19 protein-coding genes and 1 other RNA gene are annotated in these 23,202 nt (G+C 42.8%); 7 read left to right on the top strand and 13 right to left on the bottom strand.

Features of this window, described 5'->3' with window-relative positions:
- Nucleotides 1–244: 244 nt before the first annotated feature.
- The 5 genes from HHA43_RS11385 to HHA43_RS11365 all read right to left on the bottom strand — a co-directional run bounded on the left by HHA43_RS11385 (nt 245) and on the right by HHA43_RS11365 (nt 9,145).
- Nucleotides 245–1,846: an ABC transporter ATP-binding protein gene (locus tag HHA43_RS11385; protein ID WP_168461741.1), complete on the bottom strand. Its 1,602-nt coding sequence runs from the start codon at nt 1,844–1,846 to the stop codon at nt 245–247.
- Nucleotides 1,824–2,834, bottom strand: coding sequence for an ABC transporter permease (locus HHA43_RS11380; RefSeq protein ID WP_168418630.1), 1,011 nt, complete (start codon nt 2,832–2,834; stop codon nt 1,824–1,826). Before HHA43_RS11380 ends, HHA43_RS11385 begins: the two co-directional genes overlap by 23 nt.
- Nucleotides 2,834–3,901 (bottom strand): microcin C ABC transporter permease YejB, encoded by a 1,068-nt coding sequence (locus tag HHA43_RS11375; protein WP_168461737.1) that lies wholly within the window; start codon nt 3,899–3,901, stop codon nt 2,834–2,836. Before HHA43_RS11375 ends, HHA43_RS11380 begins: the two co-directional genes overlap by 1 nt.
- Nucleotides 3,902–3,966: 65 nt before the next feature.
- Nucleotides 3,967–5,805, bottom strand: coding sequence for an extracellular solute-binding protein (locus HHA43_RS11370; protein ID WP_168418632.1), 1,839 nt, complete (start codon nt 5,803–5,805; stop codon nt 3,967–3,969).
- Nucleotides 5,806–5,869: 64 nt separating this feature from the next.
- The gene (locus HHA43_RS11365; protein WP_168461736.1) at nt 5,870–9,145 is read right to left on the bottom strand and encodes a LysM peptidoglycan-binding domain-containing protein; all 3,276 of its coding nucleotides are present in this window, start codon (nt 9,143–9,145) and stop codon (nt 5,870–5,872) included.
- Between the two features lie 212 nt (nt 9,146–9,357).
- On the opposite strand from HHA43_RS11365, the gene dnaQ reads away from it, so the two are divergent.
- From dnaQ to nudC, 3 genes are all read left to right on the top strand, one after another.
- Nucleotides 9,358–10,821, top strand: coding sequence for a DNA polymerase III subunit epsilon (gene dnaQ, locus HHA43_RS11360; protein ID WP_168418634.1), 1,464 nt, complete (start codon nt 9,358–9,360; stop codon nt 10,819–10,821).
- 127 nt (nt 10,822–10,948) lie between these two features.
- On the top strand, nt 10,949–12,592 hold the full coding sequence (locus tag HHA43_RS11355) for a chemotaxis protein (RefSeq protein ID WP_168418635.1): 1,644 nt from the start codon (nt 10,949–10,951) through the stop codon (nt 12,590–12,592).
- A complete protein-coding gene (nudC, locus tag HHA43_RS11350) occupies nt 12,592–13,365 on the top strand; it encodes an NAD(+) diphosphatase (RefSeq protein WP_168418636.1) in 774 nt (257 codons plus the stop codon). The genes HHA43_RS11355 and nudC overlap by 1 nt, the downstream gene beginning before the upstream one ends.
- A 93-nt stretch (nt 13,366–13,458) precedes the next feature.
- Here the strand turns inward: nudC and HHA43_RS11345 are convergent, their stop codons facing one another.
- The 3 genes from HHA43_RS11345 to HHA43_RS11335 all read right to left on the bottom strand — a co-directional run bounded on the left by HHA43_RS11345 (nt 13,459) and on the right by HHA43_RS11335 (nt 15,576).
- Entirely contained in the window at nt 13,459–14,352 is an 894-nt protein-coding gene (locus HHA43_RS11345; protein WP_168461734.1) for an alpha/beta hydrolase, read from the bottom strand.
- Nucleotides 14,342–15,019 carry a BON domain-containing protein gene (locus HHA43_RS11340; RefSeq protein WP_168461733.1) on the bottom strand — a complete coding sequence of 226 codons (678 nt, stop codon included), beginning with the start codon at nt 15,017–15,019 and terminating at the stop codon, nt 14,342–14,344. The genes HHA43_RS11345 and HHA43_RS11340 overlap by 11 nt, the downstream gene beginning before the upstream one ends.
- A 110-nt stretch (nt 15,020–15,129) precedes the next feature.
- On the bottom strand, nt 15,130–15,576 hold the full coding sequence (locus HHA43_RS11335; RefSeq protein ID WP_227592083.1) for a YraN family protein: 447 nt from the start codon (nt 15,574–15,576) through the stop codon (nt 15,130–15,132).
- Nucleotides 15,577–15,764: 188 nt separating this feature from the next.
- Between HHA43_RS11335 and rsmI the strand changes: the two genes are divergently transcribed.
- A complete protein-coding gene (gene rsmI / locus HHA43_RS11330) occupies nt 15,765–16,607 on the top strand; it encodes a 16S rRNA (cytidine(1402)-2'-O)-methyltransferase (protein ID WP_168542636.1) in 843 nt (280 codons plus the stop codon).
- A gap of 119 nt (nt 16,608–16,726) precedes the next feature.
- Here the strand turns inward: rsmI and HHA43_RS11325 are convergent, their stop codons facing one another.
- From HHA43_RS11325 to HHA43_RS11305, 5 genes are all read right to left on the bottom strand, one after another.
- On the bottom strand, nt 16,727–16,975 hold the full coding sequence (locus HHA43_RS11325) for a hypothetical protein (protein ID WP_019836366.1): 249 nt from the start codon (nt 16,973–16,975) through the stop codon (nt 16,727–16,729).
- Nucleotides 16,976–17,151: 176 nt separating this feature from the next.
- Nucleotides 17,152–18,402, bottom strand: a complete 1,251-nt coding sequence (locus HHA43_RS11320; protein ID WP_168461729.1) for an FAD-dependent monooxygenase — start codon at nt 18,400–18,402, stop codon at nt 17,152–17,154.
- Entirely contained in the window at nt 18,399–19,610 is a 1,212-nt protein-coding gene (ubiH, locus tag HHA43_RS11315; RefSeq protein ID WP_168461728.1) for a 2-octaprenyl-6-methoxyphenyl hydroxylase, read from the bottom strand. The genes HHA43_RS11320 and ubiH overlap by 4 nt, the downstream gene beginning before the upstream one ends.
- 42 nt (nt 19,611–19,652) lie before the next feature.
- Nucleotides 19,653–20,984 (bottom strand): Xaa-Pro aminopeptidase, encoded by a 1,332-nt coding sequence (pepP, locus tag HHA43_RS11310; RefSeq protein ID WP_168461726.1) that lies wholly within the window; start codon nt 20,982–20,984, stop codon nt 19,653–19,655.
- Between the two features lie 96 nt (nt 20,985–21,080).
- A complete protein-coding gene (locus tag HHA43_RS11305; protein ID WP_168418643.1) occupies nt 21,081–21,719 on the bottom strand; it encodes a UPF0149 family protein in 639 nt (212 codons plus the stop codon).
- A 64-nt stretch (nt 21,720–21,783) separates the two neighbouring features.
- On the opposite strand from HHA43_RS11305, the gene HHA43_RS11300 reads away from it, so the two are divergent.
- From HHA43_RS11300 to ssrS, 3 genes are all read left to right on the top strand, one after another.
- Entirely contained in the window at nt 21,784–22,335 is a 552-nt protein-coding gene (locus HHA43_RS11300) for a hypothetical protein (protein ID WP_168461725.1), read from the top strand.
- Nucleotide 22,336: 1 nt separating this feature from the next.
- On the top strand, nt 22,337–22,621 hold the full coding sequence (locus HHA43_RS11295) for a cell division protein ZapA (protein WP_168418645.1): 285 nt from the start codon (nt 22,337–22,339) through the stop codon (nt 22,619–22,621).
- Nucleotides 22,622–22,731: 110 nt separating this feature from the next.
- Nucleotides 22,732–22,914, top strand: a non-coding RNA gene (gene ssrS, locus HHA43_RS11290) — 6S RNA.
- The last annotated feature ends 288 nt before the right edge of the window (nt 22,915–23,202 follow it).

Below are 23,202 nucleotides of genomic sequence, written 5' to 3'. Positions count from 1 at the left end.
TTTAAGCTTTCAGTCAAGTATTTCATTGCAAGTTTTTTTAAAATTTAATACCTAAATTGTATATGTTTGACTATATTCGTCAATATAATTATTTGCTATCAATCACTCTTTCAAACCATAATCCATTATCCACTCACCCAAACCTTCTTCAGCTGAAGAAAAGTTTTCAAATAATTTACACATCACAAATGATGCTTTTGGATTAATCAAAAATTGCTATAGGAATGGATGACTCCAACAAGTTCTAATACTCACTAGCTGCAATCAACTGGCGGGTATATTCTGTTTGAGGATGACTAAACAGCTGTTCGGTGTTCTGAAACTCCATCACTTTGGCTTGATGCAGCACCAAGACTTTTTGGCACAGCGCTTTCACCACTTGCAAATCATGGCTAATAAATAAATAACTCATTTGCTCCTGCTGCTGTAAACGGCGCAACAACTGCACCACCGCACGTTGTGTCGTACGGTCTAAAGCAGATGTTGGCTCATCCATAATCAGCAATTTAGGGCAAAGTACCAAAGCGCGCGCCAATGCAATTCGCTGACGTTGCCCACCCGAGAGTTCATGCGGATAGCGCTGTTTAAAACTCACGGGTAATTCTACTTTGCTTAAAGCTTCATCTATGCGCTGGCTGATCTCCTGTTTAGACAAGTGCTGTAAAGCCAAACCTTCACCAATAGTTTGTTCCACATTTAAACGCGGGTTTAAACTGCTGAATGGGTCTTGAAACACGATTTGAAAATGCTGACGTAAAGGACGCAATTGCCGCTCATTTAACGCATTTAAATCTTGCCCAAGCAGCTCAATTTTGCCTTCACTTTCAATTAAACGGGCAATTGCAAGTGCTAGTGAACTTTTACCCGAACCACTCTCCCCCACAATTCCAACCGATTGTCCCTGTGCTAGTGCTAAAGCCAAAGGTTCAACTGCAACTACATAATCTTTAACCCGATTCAGTAAGCCCTGTTTAATTGGAAACTTCACCCCAACCTGATTCAATGCTAATACGGTAGACAATTCTTCAACCTGTAAGGCTTCGCCAAAATCGTGATTCAATAAATTTTGCGTATAAGCTTGCTTAGGCTGACTAAAAATTTCTGTAACACTGCCCTGTTCTTCAACCCGTCCACGATTCATCACAATCACTTGATCGGCATAATGTTTAACCAAATTCAAATCATGGCTAATCAAAATCATTGCCATGTTACGGCGTGCTTGCAGGCTTTTTAATAAATCCAGAATCTGCGCCTGCAAAGTTACATCCAAAGCAGTCGTAGGTTCATCGGCAATGAGAATGTCAGGATCAAGCGCCAAAGCCATAGCAATCATCACTCGCTGCCGCTGCCCACCCGACAATTCATGCGGATAACGCTTTAATTTCTCCTCTGGCTGCGGAATACCGACATCTTTAAGTAATTCCAATACTCGCGCACGTGCTTTTTCCTTGCTCCAACCACGCAACCATAAACTTTCACCTATAATCTTTTCTACCCGATGCAACGGATTTAAAGCCGTCATCGGTTCCTGAAAAATCATGGCAATGCTTTGACCACGAACTTGTCGCAGTTGTTCTGGCTTGAGATGCAGTAAATCTTGTTCTGCGAATATAGCTTGGCCTTGCACCTGTAAATGTGGCGGCAGCAAGCCCAGTAAAGCCAAACTGCTAATGGATTTTCCAGAGCCACTTTCGCCCACTAAAGCGATGGTTTCACCAGCATGCAATTCAAAATTTAAATCATGCAGTAACACCTGTTGCTGATGCTGAATATTTAGCTGACTAACTTTGAGCAACACTGAATTTGAAAGTTCAGCCGACTGATTAACGTCTTGGGTCAAATGCATCACGTGTTGCCTCCCCAATATAAATTAATAAGGATAGAACGATGGCTAAAGTAAAAAAGCCTGACAATGCCAACCACGGTGCATTTAAATTATTTTTACCTTGTAATAACAGCTCGCCCAAAGATGCCGCATCGGGCGGTAAGCCATAACCTAAAAAATCGAGTGCAGTTAAAGCAGTGATATTGGCTGTGAGCATAAACGGTAACTGCGACAAACTCGAACTCATGGCATTGGGTAAAATATGCCGAAACATAATGGTACGATCGGTAACCCCCAAACTCCGCGCTGCACGCACATAATCAAAATTTCGAGCACGTAAAAATTCTGCACGCACCAAGCCAACCAAACTGGTCCAACCAAACAGCAGCATAATCACAAATAACCAGTACACACTTGGAGTAAACATACTGACTAAGATCATCACCATGAACAGCATTGGCAGACCGCCCCAGACCTCTAAAACACGCTGCCCAATCAGATCAATCCAGCCTCCATAGTAGCCCTGAATCGCCCCAACCATAATGCCCAAAACTGCCGATGCAAAAGTCAGTGCAAACCCAAACAGCAGTGACACCCGCAAACCATATAGAATGCGTGCCAAAACATCACGACCTTGATCATCTGTGCCTAGCCAGTTTTGTGCGGTTGGTGGCGATGGTACAGGCACAGCCAAATCCAAATTCGGCGTTTGGTAAGAAAATTCTATCAGCGGCCAAAGCGCCCAACCTTTATTAGTAATTAACTGTTGCACCACGGGGTCTTTATAATCCGCTTCGGTTTCAAACACACCACCAAAAGTCGTTTCAGGATAGGCCTTAAACACAGGCATATATAAAGACTGCTCGTATTTGACCAATAACGGCTTATCGTTGGCGATTAACTCTGCGGCCAAGGACAATACAAAAATGACAATAAAGACGATAAAACAGCCAAAACCCAGTTTATTTTGCTTAAAACGTTGCAAACGTGCGCGCGTAATTGGTGACATTATTTTGTCCCCCGCGATTCAAAGTTAATTCGAGGGTCAATCACCTGATACAGCACATCACTGATTAATCTTAAAATTAAACCCAAAAGGGTAAAAATAAACAAGGTACCAAAAATAACAGGATAATCACGCTGCACAATTGCTTCAAAGCCAAGCAAACCTAAACCATCCAAATTAAAAATAATTTCGATAAACAGATTGCCCACAAAGAAAATCCCCACCAAAGCTTCAGGTAAGCCTGCAATCACAATTAGCATGGCATTACGAAACACATGCCCATACAACACACGTGACTCGGTTAAGCCTTTGGAGCGAGCTGCCAGTACATATTGTTTATTTAACTCTTCCATAAAAGAGTATTTGGTCAGATACGTCAGCCCTGCAAACCCACCGATCACCATTGCCAGTAAGGGCAAGGTCATGTGCCAGAAATAATCGGTAATTTTGCCCCACAAACTCAGCTGAGCAAAATTTTCAGAAACCAAGCCTTGTAATGGGAACCACTGGAAATACGAACCACCTGCAAAAAATACAATCAGCAAAATCGCAAATGCAAACGCAGGAATGGCGTAGCCAATTGCCAACAAAATTGAAGTGGCTTTATCAAATAGCAAACCATGCTGACGGGCTTTTGTAATCCCAAGTGGAATAGAAATCAGATAGATCAGCAAAGTACTCCAAAGCCCTAAAGATAAAGATACAGGTAACTTTTCCAACAGTAATTGAGTCACAGGTTTATCTTTAAAAAAGCTAGTACCGAAATCGAGTTGCACATAACTGGTCAGCATTTGCCAAAAGCGCTCGTGGGCAGGCTTGTCAAACCCATATTGCGCTTCAATTTTTGCCACCATTTCATCACTTAGACCTTTGGCACCCTGATAATTACTGCTATTGCTTACCACAGTTTCGCCACCACTCATGCCCATGCCCTGAAAAGCTTCAGCCTGCTGAATGGCTTGCTCGACTGGCCCACCTGGTGCAATTTGAATCACCACAAAGTTAATCAATAAAATGAAAAACAGGGTGGGAATAATCAGCAGCAATCTTTTTAGTATATATGTGCCCATGTGCTCACCTTTTGGCAATGTGCTGGTTCATCGCAAACACTGTCATGCTTGAATTTTAAAAATCGTTATTGTTGACGCAAATAATGTGCAACTTTCTTGGCTTGAGTTGCATCGCTCCACCAGTAATCAATCCCTGCAGATAATTTAGGTTTAATGGCAGGCTGACGATACATATTCCAGTAGGCATACCAGTTTTCACCTTTGCCGTAGGTTGGAATTTGATAATAACCTGCCCGCAATAAACGATCTAAAACCTTGGTACGTACAATTAACTGTTCACGGTTGGGTGCACGGATCAACTGTTGTACCACTTCATCAATCACTGGGTTTTTAATCCCTGCATAATTATAATTTCCTGGCTGATCTGCGGCAGCGCTACTCCATAGCTGTGCCTGTTCATTGCCAGGACTTAAAGATTGCGGCATGACGCTAGTGGTCATATCAAAGTCGGCACGGCGCATCCGTTCAATATATTGCGGCACATCCACATGCCGAATGGTCACAACCACACCTAGGCGTTTCATATTGCGCACAAAGGGCATTAAAGTCCGTTGTAAGCCATCTTGATGAATCAGAAATTCTATTTGGATAGGTTTGCCTTTGGCATCTACCAATTTGCCATGCTGAAAACGATAACCTGCTTTCAAAAGTAGCTCACGTGCTTTAAGCAATCCACTGCGGTTAAATCCGCTGGCATCGGTCACAGGAAACTGCCAGTTTTGCAATACACCTTGTCGTTGGACTGGATGTAGTTTGGCTAAATAGGGTTTTAAAATGGCCAATTCTTCGGCTGATGGTGTGCCTTTAGCCTCTAGCTCGCTATTAGAAAAATAGCTTTGCAAACGGCGATATTGCCCATAAAACAGAGCTTTGTTTTGCCATTCAAAATCGTAAGCATAGGTCAAGGCTTGCCGAAAACGAATATCCTGAAATGCATGTCTGCGGGTATTGAATACAAAACTTTGAGTTGGAATTGGGTTCTGGTGCTGAAATTTATGCTTAACCACCATGCCCGCATTCACGGCAGGGAAACGATATTCCGTCACCCATTTACGTGCCGTATATTCTTCATGCAGCGTATATTGCCCCGACTTAAAGCCTTCAAAGGCAATATCTAGATTGCGATAATACACATATTTTAGGCGGTCAAAATTATAGCGCCCTTTGTTTATGGGCAGATCCTTGCCCCAGTAATTAGGATTACGTTTATAGGTGATGCTGCGCCCTGCATCAATCCGTTCAATCAGATAAGGCCCAGAACCTAAAATAGGTTCGAGGGTAATACGGGTAAAATCACGCTTTTGCCAATCTTTTTTAGAATAGATGGGCATTTGCGACAAAATTAAGGGCATTTCTGCATTGTTGCTGGATTTAAAACTGACTTTTACCTGATGTTTGGACAAGACTGTGGTTTTATCCAAGTCAGACAAATACATTTGCAAACCCGGATTGGACTTGGTCTGAAATGCATCAAAACTGAATTTAACATCTTCTGCAGTGACTGGACTGCCATCGCTAAACTTTGCTTGAGGATTCAAATGAAAAATCACAAAGGCTGTTTGCTTCGGGTCATAGCTAACTTTTTCAGCCAATAAGGGATACATCACCCCCGGCTCGTCTAAAGAACTGCTCATGAGTGAATCAAACAAAAAATTCACCCCATCGGTGGAGCTGCCTTTGCCATTCATGTCATTTAAATTGTCAAAAGTGCCATTACTGGCGCGAATCAAATCTCCACCTTTGGGTGCATGCGGATTGGCATAAGGCATGGCTGTACGCCCCGCATACTGAGGTTGGCTATGCACCGCAATATATGGTGTAGTTTGAATGGCAGCCCAACCGAACTGTGGCAATGCCAGACATCCCACCAGACAGAACAATGTTTTGTGTAGCGCGAAAGACATGCGCACAGCTCCTTGTGCAGTATCACTCAGGATGCAGCCCACAGCGCATCCTGGAGATTGATCATTACAGATTCGGGACTTTAATCACATCACCAATGCGCAATTGCGTATTCGGCTGCATGTCATTTAAATCGGCCAAAGCTTTGCTGTCGATACCATAACGGTTGGCCAAACCAATCAATGTATCTCCACGTTTGACCTTATATTCAGTCACAGTTTTTGGAATTTGAATACTTTGACCAATCTGTAAGCCTGAACGTGGGGTTAAGCCATTTAAACTAGCCAATTCTGCAACTGAAATACCAACACGGTTGGCAATTGAATTTAAGGACTCGCCACTTTTTACGCGATAAGCTTCAGTCGCTTTAGTACTGCTACTTTTAGCTACGTTTGATACTTCGGCTTTTGCATCAACAGTTGCAGCGCTGGCATCAACTTTTAAGCGCTGCCCAATACGCACATTGGCGGTACGCGATAATTCATTCAGCTCTGCCAAATAACTCAATTGCAATTTATATTGGCGAGCAATACTGCTTAAAGTTTCCCCTGCTTTCACGACGTGAATATCATTGGCAGTTTCAGTCGCTGCTTCAACTTGGGCTTTTTTATCAGGAACATCACCCGTGAGTTTCAGACTTTGTCCTGCTCTTAAACCACCGTTACGGCTAATGTTATTCAACTCTGCTATGTATTCCTGACTCAAGTTATATTTGGTAGAAATAGCAGATAAGGTATCTCCACGTTGTACCGTATAACGCTCAGGTACATTAACGCCCGCAGGTACTTTTAAGCTTTGACCAATGCGTACCCCACTTTGGGTGGTTAAATTGTTCAAACTGGCCAATTCAGCCAACGAAATTTTGGCTTGGTTGGCAATACTGGATAAAGTATCGCCACGCTGTACCTGATAATTTTCTGTTGGATAGTTTGGTGCTTCAGTTTTTGCTTCTGACTTACTGGCCTCGGCTTTGTTCGCTTCAGCTTTCTGAGTCGTTGCTTCATTTACAGGGACATTAATACGCTGACCCACCAATAAACTGCTGCCCGCCGTCAGACCTGGGGTTAAATCTGCCAATTCCTGATTAGACAAAGCATAGCGATCAGCTATCAGTTTTAAATATTCGCCACGTTTCACCACATAGCTTTTGGTCACGACTTTTGCGGCTTGTTCTGCCGCTTTTTTATCCGCTTCCGCTTTGGCTTTTGATGCCGCAGTTTCTTTTAAACTTAAACGCTGCCCGACCAATAAACCACTGGTAATGCTTAAATTATTATAATCTGCCAATTGTTTAACGCTTAAACCAAACTGACTAGCAACACCCGTTAAACTATCATTGGCTTGCACCACATATTGCTCAGGCATGGTTTTCGGTTTGGCTGGTTCTGCCTGTGGCTTGGCATCGTACAAATAAATACTGGTGCCTACATACAAAGTTGCATCGGGTGCAATTTGGTTCCACTTCGCAATATCACGCCAATTCAAACCATTTTTCATGGCAATGCTGGCCAAAGTATCACCCGCTAAGACAGTATAAGTAGTCCGTTTGCCTTTTGGTGGAATAACCACAACTTCTGAGTCCGTACGCACAAAGTTTTTACCCTGATTGCGCTTGGCTTCTTCTGAATCTACACGTGTGTTTTCTGCCACACTTTTCGGGTAAGCAAAGCCTTTGGTTAACTCTTTACCTTGCTGCTCTGCCACAGACTGGCTGGTTTGAATTGCTGTAAGCTTAATTTTCCCATCGTATGGATCGACAATCTCAGTGCCTTGAGGTGCAATTTGTTTTAACTCTGCCACAAGTTGCTCTTGCTCTGCCTTAGAGGCTACAGGCTGCAACACCTCTTCCACCGTTTTATTACTGCCTTCTGCCTGTACCGCAGCAAGAATCTGTTCACGCTCGGTCGTTGAAATTGGTGGTTCAATCCGTACAGGTTGAATATTTGCCGCAGGCGTGACTGCAACAGGAATACGCGGTGCACTTGGTACATCACTCCCTGCTGCAAATGCAGCTAAGGCATCTGAGCCTCGTGGTGTACGCGACAAACGTGCAGGTGTTGTTGATGCAGGTTTAGACGTACTGGCTGTCGTGGCAGTATTTGAAGATGTTGTGCTTGCGGCCTTTGTGGTGGCTGCTGGCGTAGCAGATGCTGTTTTGCTCGTCGTTGTTCTACTGGTGGTTGCCGTGGTCAATGTTGGTGGTACAGATTTAGACGGTGTGATCGTTACCCCAGATGAAGAAAACGACGGTGTGTTACTTGTATTGCTTGCCCATAAACCACCACCACTTTGTAATTTTTTTAATCTCGCATCTACAGTTGGACTTAAATCTGCAGGGATTAAAATTCGCATTGGGCTTTGCGTGTCGATCCGATCACCACGATGCCCTGGGTTAAGCGAATAGAGTTCCGCACGGCTTAAACCTGTAATGCTGGCCACATCATTTAAATTTACCGCACCTACATTTAACTCACGGAAGTGAGGACGGTTGGCAATAGGCGGTAAAGACACGCCATAAGCATGTGGACTTTTAATAATTTGCGCCACAGCCAAGAAACGTGGCACATAATTCATGGTTTCCTGAGGCAATTTCAAAGACCAATAATCGGTTGGCAAGCCAGCAGCTTTATTACGGTTAATCGCTTGCTGAATACGACCTGGCCCTGCGTTATAGGCTGCCAATGCCAATTCCCAAGAACCAAACTGATTATACAAACTGCCTAAGAACTCATAGGCAGCACGAGTCGACTCCACTACATCTCGGCGGCCATCATACATTGAGGTTTGTTTTAAGCCGTAAATACGGCCTGTACTTGGAATAAACTGCCATAAACCTGCAGCAGCAGCACTACTGGTTGCAGCGGGGTCATACGAGCTTTCAATGACAGGCAACAATGCCAATTCAGTTGGCATACCACGGCGTTCAGCTTCTTTTACCGTGTGATACAAATAACGCGAAGCACGCGCACTTAAACGATCCAAATATGGCTGACGTGAAATAAACCAGCCACGCTGTGCTTCAATACGCGGGTTCCAATGGTTTAAATCCATTTTGAAACCCACGGTCATACGCTTCCAAACATCGCCATGTTTTAAAATTAATAAACGATCGCCTTCAACTGCACGCATATCGGTTGCAGATAGTAAGTCTTCCAAACCATCCAATGTGCTGGCATCTAAATAACCCGACCCGACCTGACTTGAAGTAAGCGGCTTGCTCGCACCCTGGGTCGAGCTACAGCCAGACATCAAGCCTAAGGCAGCCAATGCTGAACCTAAAACTGTAATTTTAAAAAATGAAGGTAAAGTCGGCTGCCACAAGCGCGTGGTTGGTTTATACATAAAAGAATCCAAACAACTCGTATATAAATTATTTTTTAGACATGCCATTGTAGTGGAGCTAGACAACGACACAAGGCTTTAATTTAGCGTGTTTCCGCTATAAATGTTACAAGAAATTAAAAAAATAGCAGGAATTTTGGGTCTAAACTAAATTTGCGATATACAATAGCTTTTTATTTTGATTTATTTTGCTGAGTATTCGGATCTGATTTATGTCTCAAACAATCACATTATATGTTGATGGTGCTTGCCGTGGCAATCCTGGCTTAGGGGGTTGGGGGGCGTATATCATCACCGAACAGGCAGAGCATAAATTACATGGTGGCGAAGCACAAACCACCAATAACCGCATGGAACTCACTGCAGCCATCGAAGGTATTTTATTTTGCCCAACCGATGCCAAATTGATTATTTGGACAGACTCCAACTATGTCAAACAAGGCATTACCGAGTGGATTCACGGCTGGAAAAAGAAGAACTGGAAAGATGTCAAAAACCCAGACCTTTGGCAAAAATTAGATGCCACGTGTCAGGGGCGTGAAATTGAATGGAACTGGATTAAAGGCCATGCAGGACATGCAGGCAATGAAATGGCAGACCAGTTGGCCAATTTGGGTGCAGATCAAGTTCAAAAAACCTTAAATTCTCCATCTAATGCAGCACCCACTTTGGATGCACCGCAACAGGATAAAAAAAAAGCTGAATCTGACTGGTTACTAGATGATCCTTTCGGTTTTGACCTGATTGAAGATGAGCTTGAAATGGAAAATACAACACCAGACAGCAATTTAGAAAGTAACGATCAAAAACACAACATTATAGAGGATGATGAAAGCACACAGGCCGCTACTGGTGACACTGTAAATAATGATCCTGAAACAGAAACGAATTCAGAAAATGTCACTTCAAATGAAAATATTGTGGATGCTACATCTGCAATGCACCCGCATATTGTGGTGACGCCTGCCACAATGCAGCTACACGGCCCTCGCCAACTGATTCTAGATACGGAAACCACAGGTTTTTATTATCAGGACGGTGACCGTATTATTGAAGTGGGTGCGCTGGAAATGATTAACCGTAAACTCACGGGCAGTTCCATACACATTTATATTCAGCCTGAAAAACTGGTCGGTGAATCAGAAAATATTCACGGTATTTCAGATGAGTTCTTAAAAGATAAACCGAAATTTGCCGAAATTGCAGATGTGCTGTATCAATACCTCAAAGGTGCAGAAATTATTGCGCATAACGCTACCTTCGATATGAACTTCCTAGACATGGAATTCAGTCGCGCAGGTTTGGGCAATTTATCAGAAGTGTGTACCGTAACGGACTCATTGCTGATGGCAAAAAGCAAACACCCTGGGCAGAAAAACTCCTTGGATGCTTTGGTCAGACGTTACGAGATTCCTGCGCGTGACCGTACCTTCCACGGTGCATTACTGGATGCCGAAATTCTCGCCGATGTATACTTGGCGATGACAGGTGGACAGGTTGCATTTGATATGGACACCCTGTCTGCAAGTGAAGAACAACAACGTCAAAGTGACCGTTTAAGTATTGATATTGACCTAGCAGTAATATTACCTTCAGATGATGAACTGGCAGCGCATGAGAATTGGGTCAAACAATTTGAAGAAAAACACGGTAAACCTTGCTTTTTTGCCAAATAAAATCTACGAGTTTTGTAATTTTATGTATTTAAAGATTCGCCAGTTCAGTTATAGTTAAAGCAAATAGGACTTTGTATTTTTGCAAAGAACCAACAAACAGATAAAACACTAGGAAAGGTGCAGATCCATGTCTTACCAAACCTCTATACATTTTGATCCAACTGCCTTGCTGATAATAAAAAATGAGGTTGATAATTCTATCAAACTGGTTGAATCCGCAGTAAGCACCTTAGCAGAAGATCAAACTTTACCTTTTGGTATTGATGATGCACTGAATCAATTTGAACAGTGCGCTCAGGTTTTAGCCTTAATTGATATGGAAAGCTTGGCAAAAATTGCGCAATACTCTGCAGAGCTCATGCGTAAAATTATGGGGAACCCAAGCAATATCAACACACAGGAAGTGATTGCGCTCAGCGAAGGCACAACCATGCTCAAGCGTTATATTGAGTTTATTTGCCTGCGTGAAGTCAAAATTCCACAATTTTTGCTCGACACCTTAAACCGTTTAGAACTGGCTTTAGGCAAACCATTAACGCAAGAAGGTCAACACATTGAAGGCCTGCTCGATTGCATCACTCCTAGCTTTCAATTGCCGCAAGCGCCTTCTTTAGAAAAGTCGGCTTATGTGCATCGCTTGTATAAATTGTCATTACACAAATTACTCAAGCAAGAAGAATCTGAAATGGATCTTCAAGCGATCAAATTAGTCGGAACATATTTGGCAGGCTTGGCAGAAAGCCATCCGAGCCAACAATATTGGGGTTTGGTACACGTTGCCTTCAACCATATTGATGACTTGTTGCTAAATGAGCCACGCTTACGCACCCTCATTGGTATTGAACACAATATGCGTCAATACTTTGCTGCGCCAGAAACATTCGCTGCGACCTTGACTGATCTGGCGAACATTTTAAGTCTGTGCATTAGTCAAGAAGACGAAATTTCACAACATATTCGCAGCCAGATGAATCTTGGTGAAGACTTATTGACTGACACGCAATTACAAGTATTCAGCCGTCATTTATATGGTCCAGATTTTGACACCATGCACACCATTAGCGACTTAGTGACCACAGAAATGGCGCAGATTCGCAATGACATTGAATACAACTACCAAAACATGAGTCCTGAAAAAACACAGGAATTGCAAAGTAAGTTAAAAGAGTTGGCGAACTTATTTAAAGTACTGAACTTAAATGAAGCCAATCAAGACTTGGAGCGTCAGGCAGAATCATTAAGCCGTCCTGAATTGCTTAAAGATGAAAACTTTGCTCAGCAATTAATGAACGTGATTTTATCTGCCATGAACTCAATTGGTGTGCTTGAACGTCATCACACCTCTAGTCGTTTGCAGTTGCGCGTCAACAACATGAATATTTCGCTAGATCGTTTAGATGAAGCGCATGAAGCCTTGTTGACCGAAACCAAATTACTGATTGATTTGATTACGCAAACCCTGACTCAGCATTTGCAAAGTCAAAATATTGCAGAATTGGAGCATACTTCTGCTCAAATTCGTGAGGTTGCGGGTGCAATGTTGTTCTTAAATGCAGAAAGTGGTCAAAAAGCCCTAAAAGTCTCTGCCGATTTTGTAAAAACACAAGTTGAAGCAGGTCAGAACTTAACTGCAGAGCAAGTCAATCACATCTTGGATACACTTGCCAGCGCAGATATGCTGATTGACAATTTAAAGAACAAACAGCCTGTTCTGCACAGCATGTTTAAGGTAGCATTGGACAGTAGTGAAAAATTGAAAACTGTAGCCTAATGACTGAACTCTCACTTGCATATATTTTTCAGCAACAACAACTTTTGGTCGATGAAAACTTCCAACTGCCCCGTGTGGAAAAACTGGCAAGTGACTTAAGCTTTAGCTCGGGCGATCAAGTGATTGCCCGAGACCTCCTCGAAGATGAACCAATCCCAAATGGCTTTCAATTAATTCCTATCCGACAGTTATTACAACTGTGGAACACTCAGCAATTTGAGCAAGCCAGCCGTGCCATCCAGTTATTGGAATGGCGTCGTAATCATAAATTCTGCAGCCATTGTGGTCACAAAACTGAAGTGCATGCCACCCAATATGCCATGGTCTGCCCTGCTTGCGGCTATCATCAATACCCACGTGTCAATCCATGTGTGATTACCGTCATTACTCGCGGTGAAGACGAAGTACTACTGGCGCGCAATGCACGCAACAAACAGCCAATTTATGGCCTTATTGCAGGCTTTGTCGAAGTGGGTGAAACCTTAGAAGAAGCGGTACGTCGTGAAACCGTTGAAGAGGTTGGCGTGCAACTTAAAAATATTCAGTACCTAGCCAGTCAGCCTTGGCCATTCCCAAGTAATCTGATGATTGCTTTTAAAGCCGAATATGCAGGCGGTGAAATTCAGTTACAAGAAGAAGAAATTCGTGATGCGCAGTTCTTTAAATTTGATCAGCTACCTGAAATTCCCTTTAAAGGCAGTATTGCACACGCCATGATAATGCACGTGACGCAAGGCACTGCTGTTGCAGATGATACCAAAGCTTGGCTATAAGTCTGCTGTTATCCTAAATACAAAAACCGTTGCCACAAATTTGTTGCAACGGTTTTTTATTGCTACTCAACCAAATACTAGGTTGAAGATCAATCAATATAACTCATCTTCCAGGGCCTGATCTAAAGCTCGCATAATTTGAGTCTTGGTCGCAAAGAAACGACTAAACAAACTAGATACCGATGCCATAACACTGACATGCCCTGTTCTTGGAATGATCATAATTTCACTATGATTGCCGTATTTTTTTAACACGTGATCAAAGTCAGTGGCATTGCTTGGCCCGACAATTTGATCCTTTTCTGCCACCAGTAAATAGTGCTTAACTGGATTTGGCTCAACAAAATAATACGGCATCACATCCTGATACGGTACATCCTGATCAAAAGCATCGGCACACAGCGGGTCATCTTTATAATCAAAATGATAAGGCCCTGCCAAACCAATAATTGCACGGATGTGATTCTTACAGCTTAAGGCATAGGGCTGAGGATGGTATAACAAAGACATCACATTAAATGCCCCTGCCGAATGTCCCATCAAGACCACCTGTGCAGTTGCAATACCCAGTTTATGTTGATGCTGAGTCAGATAATTCAACGCCAAGGTTAAATCATCAATATAGGTGGGAAAAATATGCTGTGGCGCAAGCTGATAGTTAATGATCGCAACGTCAAAGCCTTCTTTTGCAAAAGCTTCACCCACAAAACGATAATCCTGTTTATCACCGCGTGACCATGCACCGCCATGCACAAATACCAACAACGGACGCTGCGGTCGTGGTGTTGTGGTACGGTACACATCCAGACGATGCCTTGCCCGTAAACCATAAGCAATATTACTTTGAAGGGTATAGCCCTGCCGCGGAGTCAAGCGATTGAGCGCATAACTGCCTAAGCTATACAGACGAAACTCTTCATAAATGCGTTTCGCCTGTTCTAATCTTTTATTGAACTGTTTAAGCCAGTGTCCCACATTATTGAACATGTGCAGGTTCAACCTGATCTGGGTCTATCGCAACGGGTGTCTGTGTTTCAGGCACAACCATCGGGCTTACAAAATTGGCATTATTGCTTGGCTGGAGTTCAATATTATCAATCAAGGTAATAATTTTTGTGACGTTTCCAACTTGTTGCAGCACTTGGTTTAGGTCTTGCAATTCTGCGTTATTTAAACGCCCCATCACATACAACACCCCATCTTCAGTATGAATACGCACTTTACTGTCGGACACCACAGGTGCTTTCATAATCAAACCGCGGGTATTTGCAGTCACTGTGGTGTCCTGCATAATGGTGCTGTAACTGATTTGATTACCCACCGTAATATAATTATGGATGGTTTTTACATCACTCATGGCACGTACATTGTCTTCTGCCAATTGCTTTAAATGCGCATCAGGCACTTGTCCTGTCAGCAATACATTGCCATGAAAACTTTCAACATTCACGCGAGACTGTTTAAAGCGTGAATCTAGTTTGTATAAATTAATTTTGGCGGTACGTTCTATTGAGTTATCAATAAACACTTGCCCAAGTGATCGTGCGCCACTTTCTGTTCCTACTGGCGCTGTACCTGTACCACTTGAAATAAAACTTGCACAACCCGATAAACTTGCTACACACAGCAAGGTCACTGCAATACGGTTTAACACTCAGCAAGACTCCTCATTATTTTCTTTCCACTCTGGCGGTGCTGCACATTTCATGCTTCAGTTTTTACGACAAGCACTCACCAGCTGATGTTTTATGCTTTAAATTTCACTCAAAGATTAATCAACTCTGCATCAAAAGTAAAAGCATTTTCAATCCATTGCAGATCATACGGGAATTTGGAAAAGTCTTGCTGTACTGTTTTTGCAAATTGCCCAGAAAAATCAAAACAAATCACATCAAAACGACAATAAAATTCTGAAAATTGTGGATTTTCTGCCAAAAACTGCAAGGCGGTTTTCATGATTTTCTGCTGCTTAGATAATGACACCACTTCATAAGCTTTTGCATAACTGCTTTTAGAGCGCGCTTTCACTTCAACAAATATCAATTGTTGTTGCCGAATCAAAATACCGTCAATTTCACCAAACACACTATGATAATTTTGCTGTAGCAATGTCCAACCCTGCTGCTGCAAATACTGCCATGCAAATTGTTCGGCCCATGCACCCAATGCCTGACGCATCAAATTTTTATTGTTGGTTTTATTCATTTTCATTTTTATATTCACAAGTGCTGCATGATTGATACAGATTCTGCCTAGTTTCGCCTTACATACATACGTCAGATCGCAATTCAGGTAGAATAGCCATTCGGTCAGTCGTTAGTGAATGACTCAGAGCAATGCTGTATTTAGTCGAATTTTGATTATTTTTTTAGTTTGTTATTTCCCACGGAGAAAACTCAATGAGTGCCCAGTTATTTGTTGTCGCCACCCCAATTGGTCACTTGGATGATATGAGCTACCGTGCGATTGACGTACTCAAATCGGTAAGTCTGATTGCCGCAGAAGACACTCGCACCTCTGCGCAATTGATGAAGCATTTTAATATTTCTACCCCACTCACTGCCTGCCATGAGCACAATGAAAGCAACAAAATCGAGATTTTAGTACAAAAACTACTGAATGGCGAAGACATGGCGCTGATTAGCGACGCAGGTACGCCACTGATTAGTGACCCAGGGTTTAAGTTGGTACGTGCTGCACAGGCCAATGGTATTCGTGTGATTCCTGTACCGGGTGCATGTGCAGCCATTGCAGCATTGAGTGCGGTTGGCTTACCGAGTGATCGGTTCAGCTTTCAGGGCTTTTTGTCTGCTAAACAATCACAACGAGTACAACAACTCGAAAAACTCAAAGATGAAACCCAGACGCTAATTTTCTATGAAGCGCCACATCGAATTTTAGATTCAGTCAAAGATATGGCTGGGGTGTTTGGAGCCGAACGCCCTGTTGGTTTTGCCCGAGAAATTACCAAAACCTTTGAAACTATTAAAAAAATGACTTTGGGTGAACTGGTTGAGTTTATCGCTGCAGATCATCACCAACAAAAAGGTGAAATTGTATTGGTGGTAGGCGGTGCCAGTGAAGAAAAAGACCTAGAACAAGAAAAACTAGATCAACTGTTACAGCGCTTATTGCAAGATTTATCGGTGAAAGCTGCATCACAATTGGCTGCTGACTTAACAGGGATTAAAAAGAAAATCGCCTATCAACGTGCACTGGAGTTAAGCCAAGCAGCAGACTAAGCACATTTAGTTTACTGCGTTGTCTTGAATATTCATTCAATAAAAAAGCATCACCTTGAAGGTGATGCTTTTCTATATATTTCGACCGTAGTCAGTACAGTTAGCCTGAATACGACCACTTAGTCGCGTGCTGACTCATCTGGTGGTACTTCCGTAATTTTTCCACCACGTGCCAAGAACGCTGCAACTTCATCTTCCAAAGCCTGACGCTGTTTCAGTTTAGCAGTCACGGTCAAAGTTTCTGCTTCTGCTAAATCTCCATCTGCAGCGCTTTCTTCTGAATCTGCAGCGCCTTTTTCGGCTGCTTTCGCTTCATCTTCGTCTACAGTTGAATCTTCTACATCATCGTAATCGTTCATGTCCGTCATCTTAATCTCCCCACAAATGACTTCAACTTGGTCCAATTGAAAACTGGTTATGAATTACGATGAAATTTAGCAATCTCTTGGCCTTTCGCATAGAGTCTAAATTAAAAAATTCGTATCTTTTTTAATCAAATTCGTAATCAGGTATGTATGACCGTACAAAAAACGACTCTTTAGGGTTAAACCGCGTAACGGGTATCTTGTAACAGACTTAATCCATTGGCTTGTGCCATAAAGGCATCTTTTAGTGCAGGCTGTTGTTCAACCTGTTTCAAACCAAAATTACGCGCCCATACCACAGGGAATAAAGTCGTGGTTTCCATCCAGCCAATAGCAGACATACTGTGCATCATGGCATCGTTCTGCCCTTTACGACGGTGTTCATAACGCTTTAAGGTCTGCTCATGCGCCCAGACACCGCGTTTAAAGTCATGCAGTAGTACATCACAAAGTACTGCAGCGTCTAAACAGCCAATGTTCACCCCTTGTCCTGCAAGTGGATGAATCACATGCGCAGCATCACCAATCAATGCCAGCCCCTCTTGCACATAGCGCTGTGCTGCACGGGCCTTGAGCGGGAAAATAGCACGTGGTGTTGCCTCTAATACCTCTCCCAACATGTGATGACTTTCACGGGTCAAGAGTTGAGTAAAATCGGCATCATTCAGCTTGGCGTATTCTTCGGCATAGTCATCGGGCAAAGTCCAAACAATAGACTGCCAATGCCCTTCTTGCTCATCCTGTAAACTGGCCATTGGTAAATACGCCAACGGGCCTGTTTCCAAAAATATTTGCCGTGCTACATGCTGATGTGGCAATGCAGTACGAATCGCACAGGTTAAACCTGCCTGACGATAATCCAGCACATCAAAATCAATAAAGGCCTGTTCGCGCACAAAGGAGTTGGCACCATCTGCACCAATCACCAGTTTAGTTTGTAATTGGGTACCATCAGCCAAATGAATATGCCAAACTCCTACACCACGCTCCAAACGTGTCACTTTGACTTGCGTGCGATAATCCTGCACTTGCTCTAGCATTCGTTGCTGAATCGCAAGGTTTAAAATACTTGGCTCTACCATTGAACCAAGCGCTTGTTCAATCACGGGTGTATTCGTAGCACTACTGCCAAAATTAATTTCACCATAGCCATTTTTATTCCAAACCTGCATGCCGCTATACGGCATGTGGCGCACAAGTTTAGGCCAAACACCTGCGGTTTTTAATAGGTGGATCGTAGCCTGACTGAGCGCCAAAACACGTGGATTGGCAACCGCTAAAGTTTTCTCTGCATCTAAAATGGGTGCAGCATCCAAGACTGTAGCTTGCACGCCACCCTGTGCTAACAGTAATGCGGTTAAACCGCCAACCAAGCCACCACCAATAATGACTGCATCTAACACTTGCACTTGTTGATTTGCTGTACTCATGCTTTTAACCCCATTGCATAGTTGGCTACCAATGGCTTAATGCCTGGAATCGTATCAAAAGCAACGAGGCCTGTATTACGCATGAATTTTAGGATTGGGTTTTGATTGCTAAAGCCACGTACAACACTATCGCAGAATTTAATAACGCGTTGCTGATCCTTTAAGCGAGATTGCTCATAGTCACGTAGTACAGCTGGGTCACCTAAATCTGCAGATTTTGCTGCCTGTTCGGTAAGATAACGCAATAAAACATAGGCATCTCGCATACACAAGTTAAAACCTTGCCCTGCAACAGGGTGAATCGTATGCGCTGCATTACCCATCAATACCACGCGACCAACCGCCTGTTTTTCTGCTAAAACTTGTGACAATGGAAAACTAAAACGACGTCCTGTTTTTTCAAATTTTCCTGCGCGGTCGCCATAAGCTTGTTGCAGGGCATCTAAAAAGTGTTGGTCGTTTTCATCGCCAATCCATTCATGCTCTGTTCCCTTTGGTACAGGCCACACCACAGAACGACGATATTCACCTGGCAATGGCAGCAACGCCAAAGGCCCTAAATGGCTGAAACGCTCAAAGCCAACATGCGCATGTGGCTTAGAGGTTTGCACCGTAGTCACAATAGCCACTTGGTCATAATCGTGTTCCGATGCACCCACGCCCAAAGCTTTACGGCAGAAAGAATCACGACCATCGGCAGCAATGAGGAGTTTTGCAGAAAGTTGTAGTTGCTCCTGACCACGCACCGCCTCGATATATGCAAAATCTGCGTCTTGTTTCAGTGCTGTCACCTGCACGCCATCAATTAACTCAATAAGCGGCTGTTTACGCACTTCGGTTAACAACACACGACCGAGCCATGCATTTTCAATGACCTGCCCAAAACTTTCGACTTTTTCTTGTTCAGCCAATAATCGCGCCTTACCAAAACTGCCTTGCTCTGTAATCTGAACTTCTAAAATAGGCGTGGCATGTTGCTGCAAGGCGTCCCATAAACCCAGTTCTTGGTAAATTTGTACACTGCGACGTGACAATGCGCTGTTACGGGCATCGAAACTGGAATGATACGGTGCTAAATTGGCATCTTCATAATTGGGGTATTGAATCGCTTCCAGCAACTTCACCGCAATATTGGCTTTGGCTAACATTAAGGCAAGGCTTAAACCCACCATACCACCACCGACAATGATGACTTCTTGCTGCTGCATTTCGTTCCCCAATCTGCTCAATTTCACTGAATCATACTGAATTTAGGCTTTGGCTTGAGCCATGAGCGCTTCAATCTCTGCTACTGTTTTTACTACATTTGCAGTCAAAACACGAGGTCCATTTTGTGTTGCCACCACATCGTCTTCAATGCGAATCCCAATACCACGCCATTTTGCATCGACTGTTTCATCATCTGGGGCGATATATAGACCTGGTTCAACCGTAACAACCATGCCTTCCTCATACACACGCCAGTCTTCGCCCTGCTTATAAGTGCCGACATCATGCACATCCATACCCAGCCAATGGCCTGTGCCATGCATATAAAATTGACGATAACTTTCCGAATCAATAATTTGTTCTAAATCGCCCTGCATAATGCCCAAATCAAGCAGCCCTTGTACCAAAATACGTACCGCAACATGATGTGGTTCTTTATAAGAATTACCAATTTGCACAGCATCAATGGCTGCAATTTGCGCATCCAATACAATGTTATACAGTGCTTTTTGTTCTGGGCTGAATTGACCATTTACAGGGAATGTACGGGTAATGTCTGAGGCATAGCACTGATATTCACAGGCTGCATCAATCAGGACCAAATCACCATCTTTAAGGATTTTGTCATTTTCGACATAATGCAAAATACAGGCATTTTCTCCACCACCGACAATGCTGTTATAGGCAGGAACACAGCCATTTTTGCCAAAAATATAATTCAGTTCGGCTTCTAATTCATATTCCATCATGCCCGCTTTGACCGTTTGCATGGCACGGGTATGTGCCTCGGCACTAATGTCTGAAGCAATTTGCATCAACTCCAGTTCAGACTCGGTTTTATGCAAACGCATTTCATCCAGCAAACGATCTAGTTGCACAATTTTGGCGGGTGCAGTATTGCCTTGACGATGTTGTGCATCGGCTTGTTGGTTCCATGCAGCTACACGTGCATCAAATTCAGCCTGATGACCCAAACGGTAATATAGCGTGTCTTTGTTAACAATTTTCGCAATGATTTCTGCATCTAACTGATCAATTGCAAAAGACTCATCTGCCTCGTACTGCTCAATTGCACCTTCTAGCCCTGCCCGATAACCATTCCAGATTTCCATTTCACGGTTACGTTCACGGCAGAACAAGGTGTAAGTGTAGCCTTCATCAATCGATTCATAAGTTTCAATTACTGCAACTGCTTCAGGTTCTGCAAAACCTGTCAGATAGAAAAAACTGCTGTCGGCACGATATTTATAGTCTGCATCACGATTACGTATTGCAACAGGACTGCTCGCAATAATAGCAACACTGTTGGGGCCCATGCGTTCAGCAAATTGATCTCGACGTTCTTTAAATTCGACTTGAGTCAGTTTTTTCATATTGGGTTCTTTCATTGAAAATATGTTGATGAAATTAGAATGATTATGATGCGTTCAATTAACTTACACTTTCGCAACTCAAGCCACAACGCCCGATTAACTCGGACGATGTGGTGTAAACATTTCTACCACTGAAGATGGATTTTGCCCTGTTTCTGCGGTCTGTACACGTGATTTAGCGTGTACGTTTTGCAATAAAGAGCTTTCTTCCACAGCTACTTTTTTACGGCCCACAGACAAACTCACAGGAATTAAACGAACAAATTCATACAGTTCCTGATAACTTTCCTCGCCTTCTTCATCATTATCTGAGTCTTCAAATTCAACTGCAGCCACATCTTGTAAATGTTCAATCAGTTCAATTTCGTCTGAACGGATATGCCCAGAAGCCAAACCAAAACCGAGTACGACACCCGCACACCAGTCGGCTAAAGCTTGTACGCGTTCTTGTAAAAGATGTTCATCATCTGGCAACAATGGCAAATAATCCAATTCATCTTCACACAAGGCATGTGCCACATCTTCAGATTCATCGGTTAATAGTGCCAGGGCTGCTGGCTCTAAATCGGGCACATTTAAGGTTTGCAAAATCTGCTGCCACTCAGTTTCTGTTGGTGCATTTGTCACACAAACTATACCTGTGAGTAAGCCGTGTAACTCACTTGGACTTGAAATTTCTTCAATGCCAGAAAAATTGCGAAACCATTCTGACCAACCTGAAATATCGTCTTGCATTCGTTTATCCAATCTCTATACTTCGTATATATTACCTTTGTTTGCAATACTGTGCGACCACGATATGTTAGAAGAATTACAGCGTCTACAAGCGCATATTGGTGTTTTAAAAACACGAATTGACCATTATGAAAGTGAAAACACGGCCCTCAGCACAGCCAAACAAACTGCTGAGGAACAGCATCATGCACAAATTGTGCAAAGAAACGGCATTATTACCGCAAAACAAGATGAAATTGAAAGTCTGACCGAGCAATTAAGCAGCACACAGGCACAGTTGCAACAACTGAATCAGGATGCAACGGCTTTGGCAGATCGTTATGGACGTTTAGAAAAAAGCTGTACCGATCTTAAAAACCGCTTTCAGGAAATTTTGGCAGAGCGTAACGAGTTACGCATTTTGAAAGAAAAGATGCTAAATGATCAACGTATGAATCAGCATGAAATTCAAACCCTGAAGCAAGAACGTGATAGATTGTTACAAAAAAATGAGCATGCCAAAGCCAAAGTTGAAGCCATTATTCAGCGTTTGGCAATTTTAGGTACGGCTCAAGACCATCATGCGCAAGAAATTCAACAACTTGCCCACCCTGCCGAAGTGAGTGAGGAAGGTTAATATGTCAGTTCAAATTCCAATTGATTTACGTGTTTTAGGACATAGCTTCCGTTTGGCCACCACTGAAGACCAAAAAGCAGATTTAGAACGTGCCGCGCAATTATTGAATGAGCGCTATGATGAATTTCGTCGTAAAGCGCCACGTATGGAACCTAGCAAACTGATTATTATGGTTGCATTGGAATTGATGCAAGAGGTTCTTTCTATGAACAAATCTTTGCAACATTATGCGCATTGTGAGCGTTTGCTGAGTACGATTCTGCAAGAAGTTGAAGCCTTAACTTAAGTGTTGGTTTTTTAACTTAAGTTTGCATAAAGGCTGTGCAAACAAGATCAAACTTTACAGTTCAACTGTGAACATGAGTTGCCAAGCCCCTGAGATGGGGTATACTAGTTCTAACTCTGAGATGTTCGCCAGCGAGTCTATATCCCTGCCGATACTTAAATCTTAGGATTGCGTTCTGCATATTTAGAGCGTATGCCCATCTTGTATGGGAAACCCAGCAAGTATGCGTCGCGTCCGCCTTGAACTTCTTCGGGTTCAGGGTAACGACATGCAGCGGCATCCTCGGAGCTATTTAGTTTTTATAAAAATTACAATATTTCTAAAACTACGCTAATCTAATCTTCAGCTACAAATTAAGTAAAAAAACCTCCTCTCCCTTCGTGACGATGCGTTCTATACCGTGTCTAAAATTTTGTTTCCCTCTATTCAAAGCAAATATATCGAATAAAGAAAATAGATCAAAAGTAAACAGATTTTCAGAAATCTAAAATTGAGTAATTTTTATGGTAATCCCCCCTAAAAATAATAGGATCTAAAAGTAGAATTTTCTCTTAAGATACGAGCAGGAGATTCTGCATGAA

Origin of the sequence: Acinetobacter sp. A2 (genome assembly GCF_012371325.1) — a bacterium.
In the GTDB taxonomy this organism is placed as follows: domain Bacteria; phylum Pseudomonadota; class Gammaproteobacteria; order Pseudomonadales; family Moraxellaceae; genus Acinetobacter.
This window is presented reverse-complemented; position numbering and strand designations above follow the sequence as displayed.

Excerpts from the sequence above, each read along its gene's own strand:
- HHA43_RS11295 (WP_168418645.1), top strand. The coding sequence starts at position 22,337 with ATGTCAGTTCAAATTCCAATTGATTTACGTGTTTTAGGACATAGCTTC.
- HHA43_RS11355 (WP_168418635.1), top strand. The coding sequence starts at position 10,949 with ATGTCTTACCAAACCTCTATACATTTTGATCCAACTGCCTTGCTGATA.
- HHA43_RS11300 (WP_168461725.1), top strand. The coding sequence starts at position 21,784 with ATGTTAGAAGAATTACAGCGTCTACAAGCGCATATTGGTGTTTTAAAA.
- dnaQ (WP_168418634.1), top strand. The coding sequence starts at position 9,358 with ATGTCTCAAACAATCACATTATATGTTGATGGTGCTTGCCGTGGCAAT.
- ubiH (WP_168461728.1), bottom strand. The coding sequence starts at position 19,610 with ATGCAGCAGCAAGAAGTCATCATTGTCGGTGGTGGTATGGTGGGTTTA.
- HHA43_RS11380 (WP_168418630.1), bottom strand. The coding sequence starts at position 2,834 with ATGTCACCAATTACGCGCGCACGTTTGCAACGTTTTAAGCAAAATAAA.
- HHA43_RS11385 (WP_168461741.1), bottom strand. The coding sequence starts at position 1,846 with ATGCATTTGACCCAAGACGTTAATCAGTCGGCTGAACTTTCAAATTCA.
- HHA43_RS11345 (WP_168461734.1), bottom strand. The coding sequence starts at position 14,352 with ATGTTCAATAATGTGGGACACTGGCTTAAACAGTTCAATAAAAGATTA.
- HHA43_RS11365 (WP_168461736.1), bottom strand. The coding sequence starts at position 9,145 with ATGTATAAACCAACCACGCGCTTGTGGCAGCCGACTTTACCTTCATTT.
- HHA43_RS11320 (WP_168461729.1), bottom strand. The coding sequence starts at position 18,402 with ATGAGTACAGCAAATCAACAAGTGCAAGTGTTAGATGCAGTCATTATT.
- HHA43_RS11370 (WP_168418632.1), bottom strand. The coding sequence starts at position 5,805 with ATGTCTTTCGCGCTACACAAAACATTGTTCTGTCTGGTGGGATGTCTG.
- HHA43_RS11335 (WP_227592083.1), bottom strand. The coding sequence starts at position 15,576 with ATGAAAATGAATAAAACCAACAATAAAAATTTGATGCGTCAGGCATTG.
- pepP (WP_168461726.1), bottom strand. The coding sequence starts at position 20,984 with ATGAAAAAACTGACTCAAGTCGAATTTAAAGAACGTCGAGATCAATTT.
- HHA43_RS11375 (WP_168461737.1), bottom strand. The coding sequence starts at position 3,901 with ATGGGCACATATATACTAAAAAGATTGCTGCTGATTATTCCCACCCTG.
- HHA43_RS11305 (WP_168418643.1), bottom strand. The coding sequence starts at position 21,719 with ATGCAAGACGATATTTCAGGTTGGTCAGAATGGTTTCGCAATTTTTCT.
- nudC (WP_168418636.1), top strand. The coding sequence starts at position 12,592 with ATGACTGAACTCTCACTTGCATATATTTTTCAGCAACAACAACTTTTG.
- HHA43_RS11325 (WP_019836366.1), bottom strand. The coding sequence starts at position 16,975 with ATGACGGACATGAACGATTACGATGATGTAGAAGATTCAACTGTAGAC.
- rsmI (WP_168542636.1), top strand. The coding sequence starts at position 15,765 with ATGAGTGCCCAGTTATTTGTTGTCGCCACCCCAATTGGTCACTTGGAT.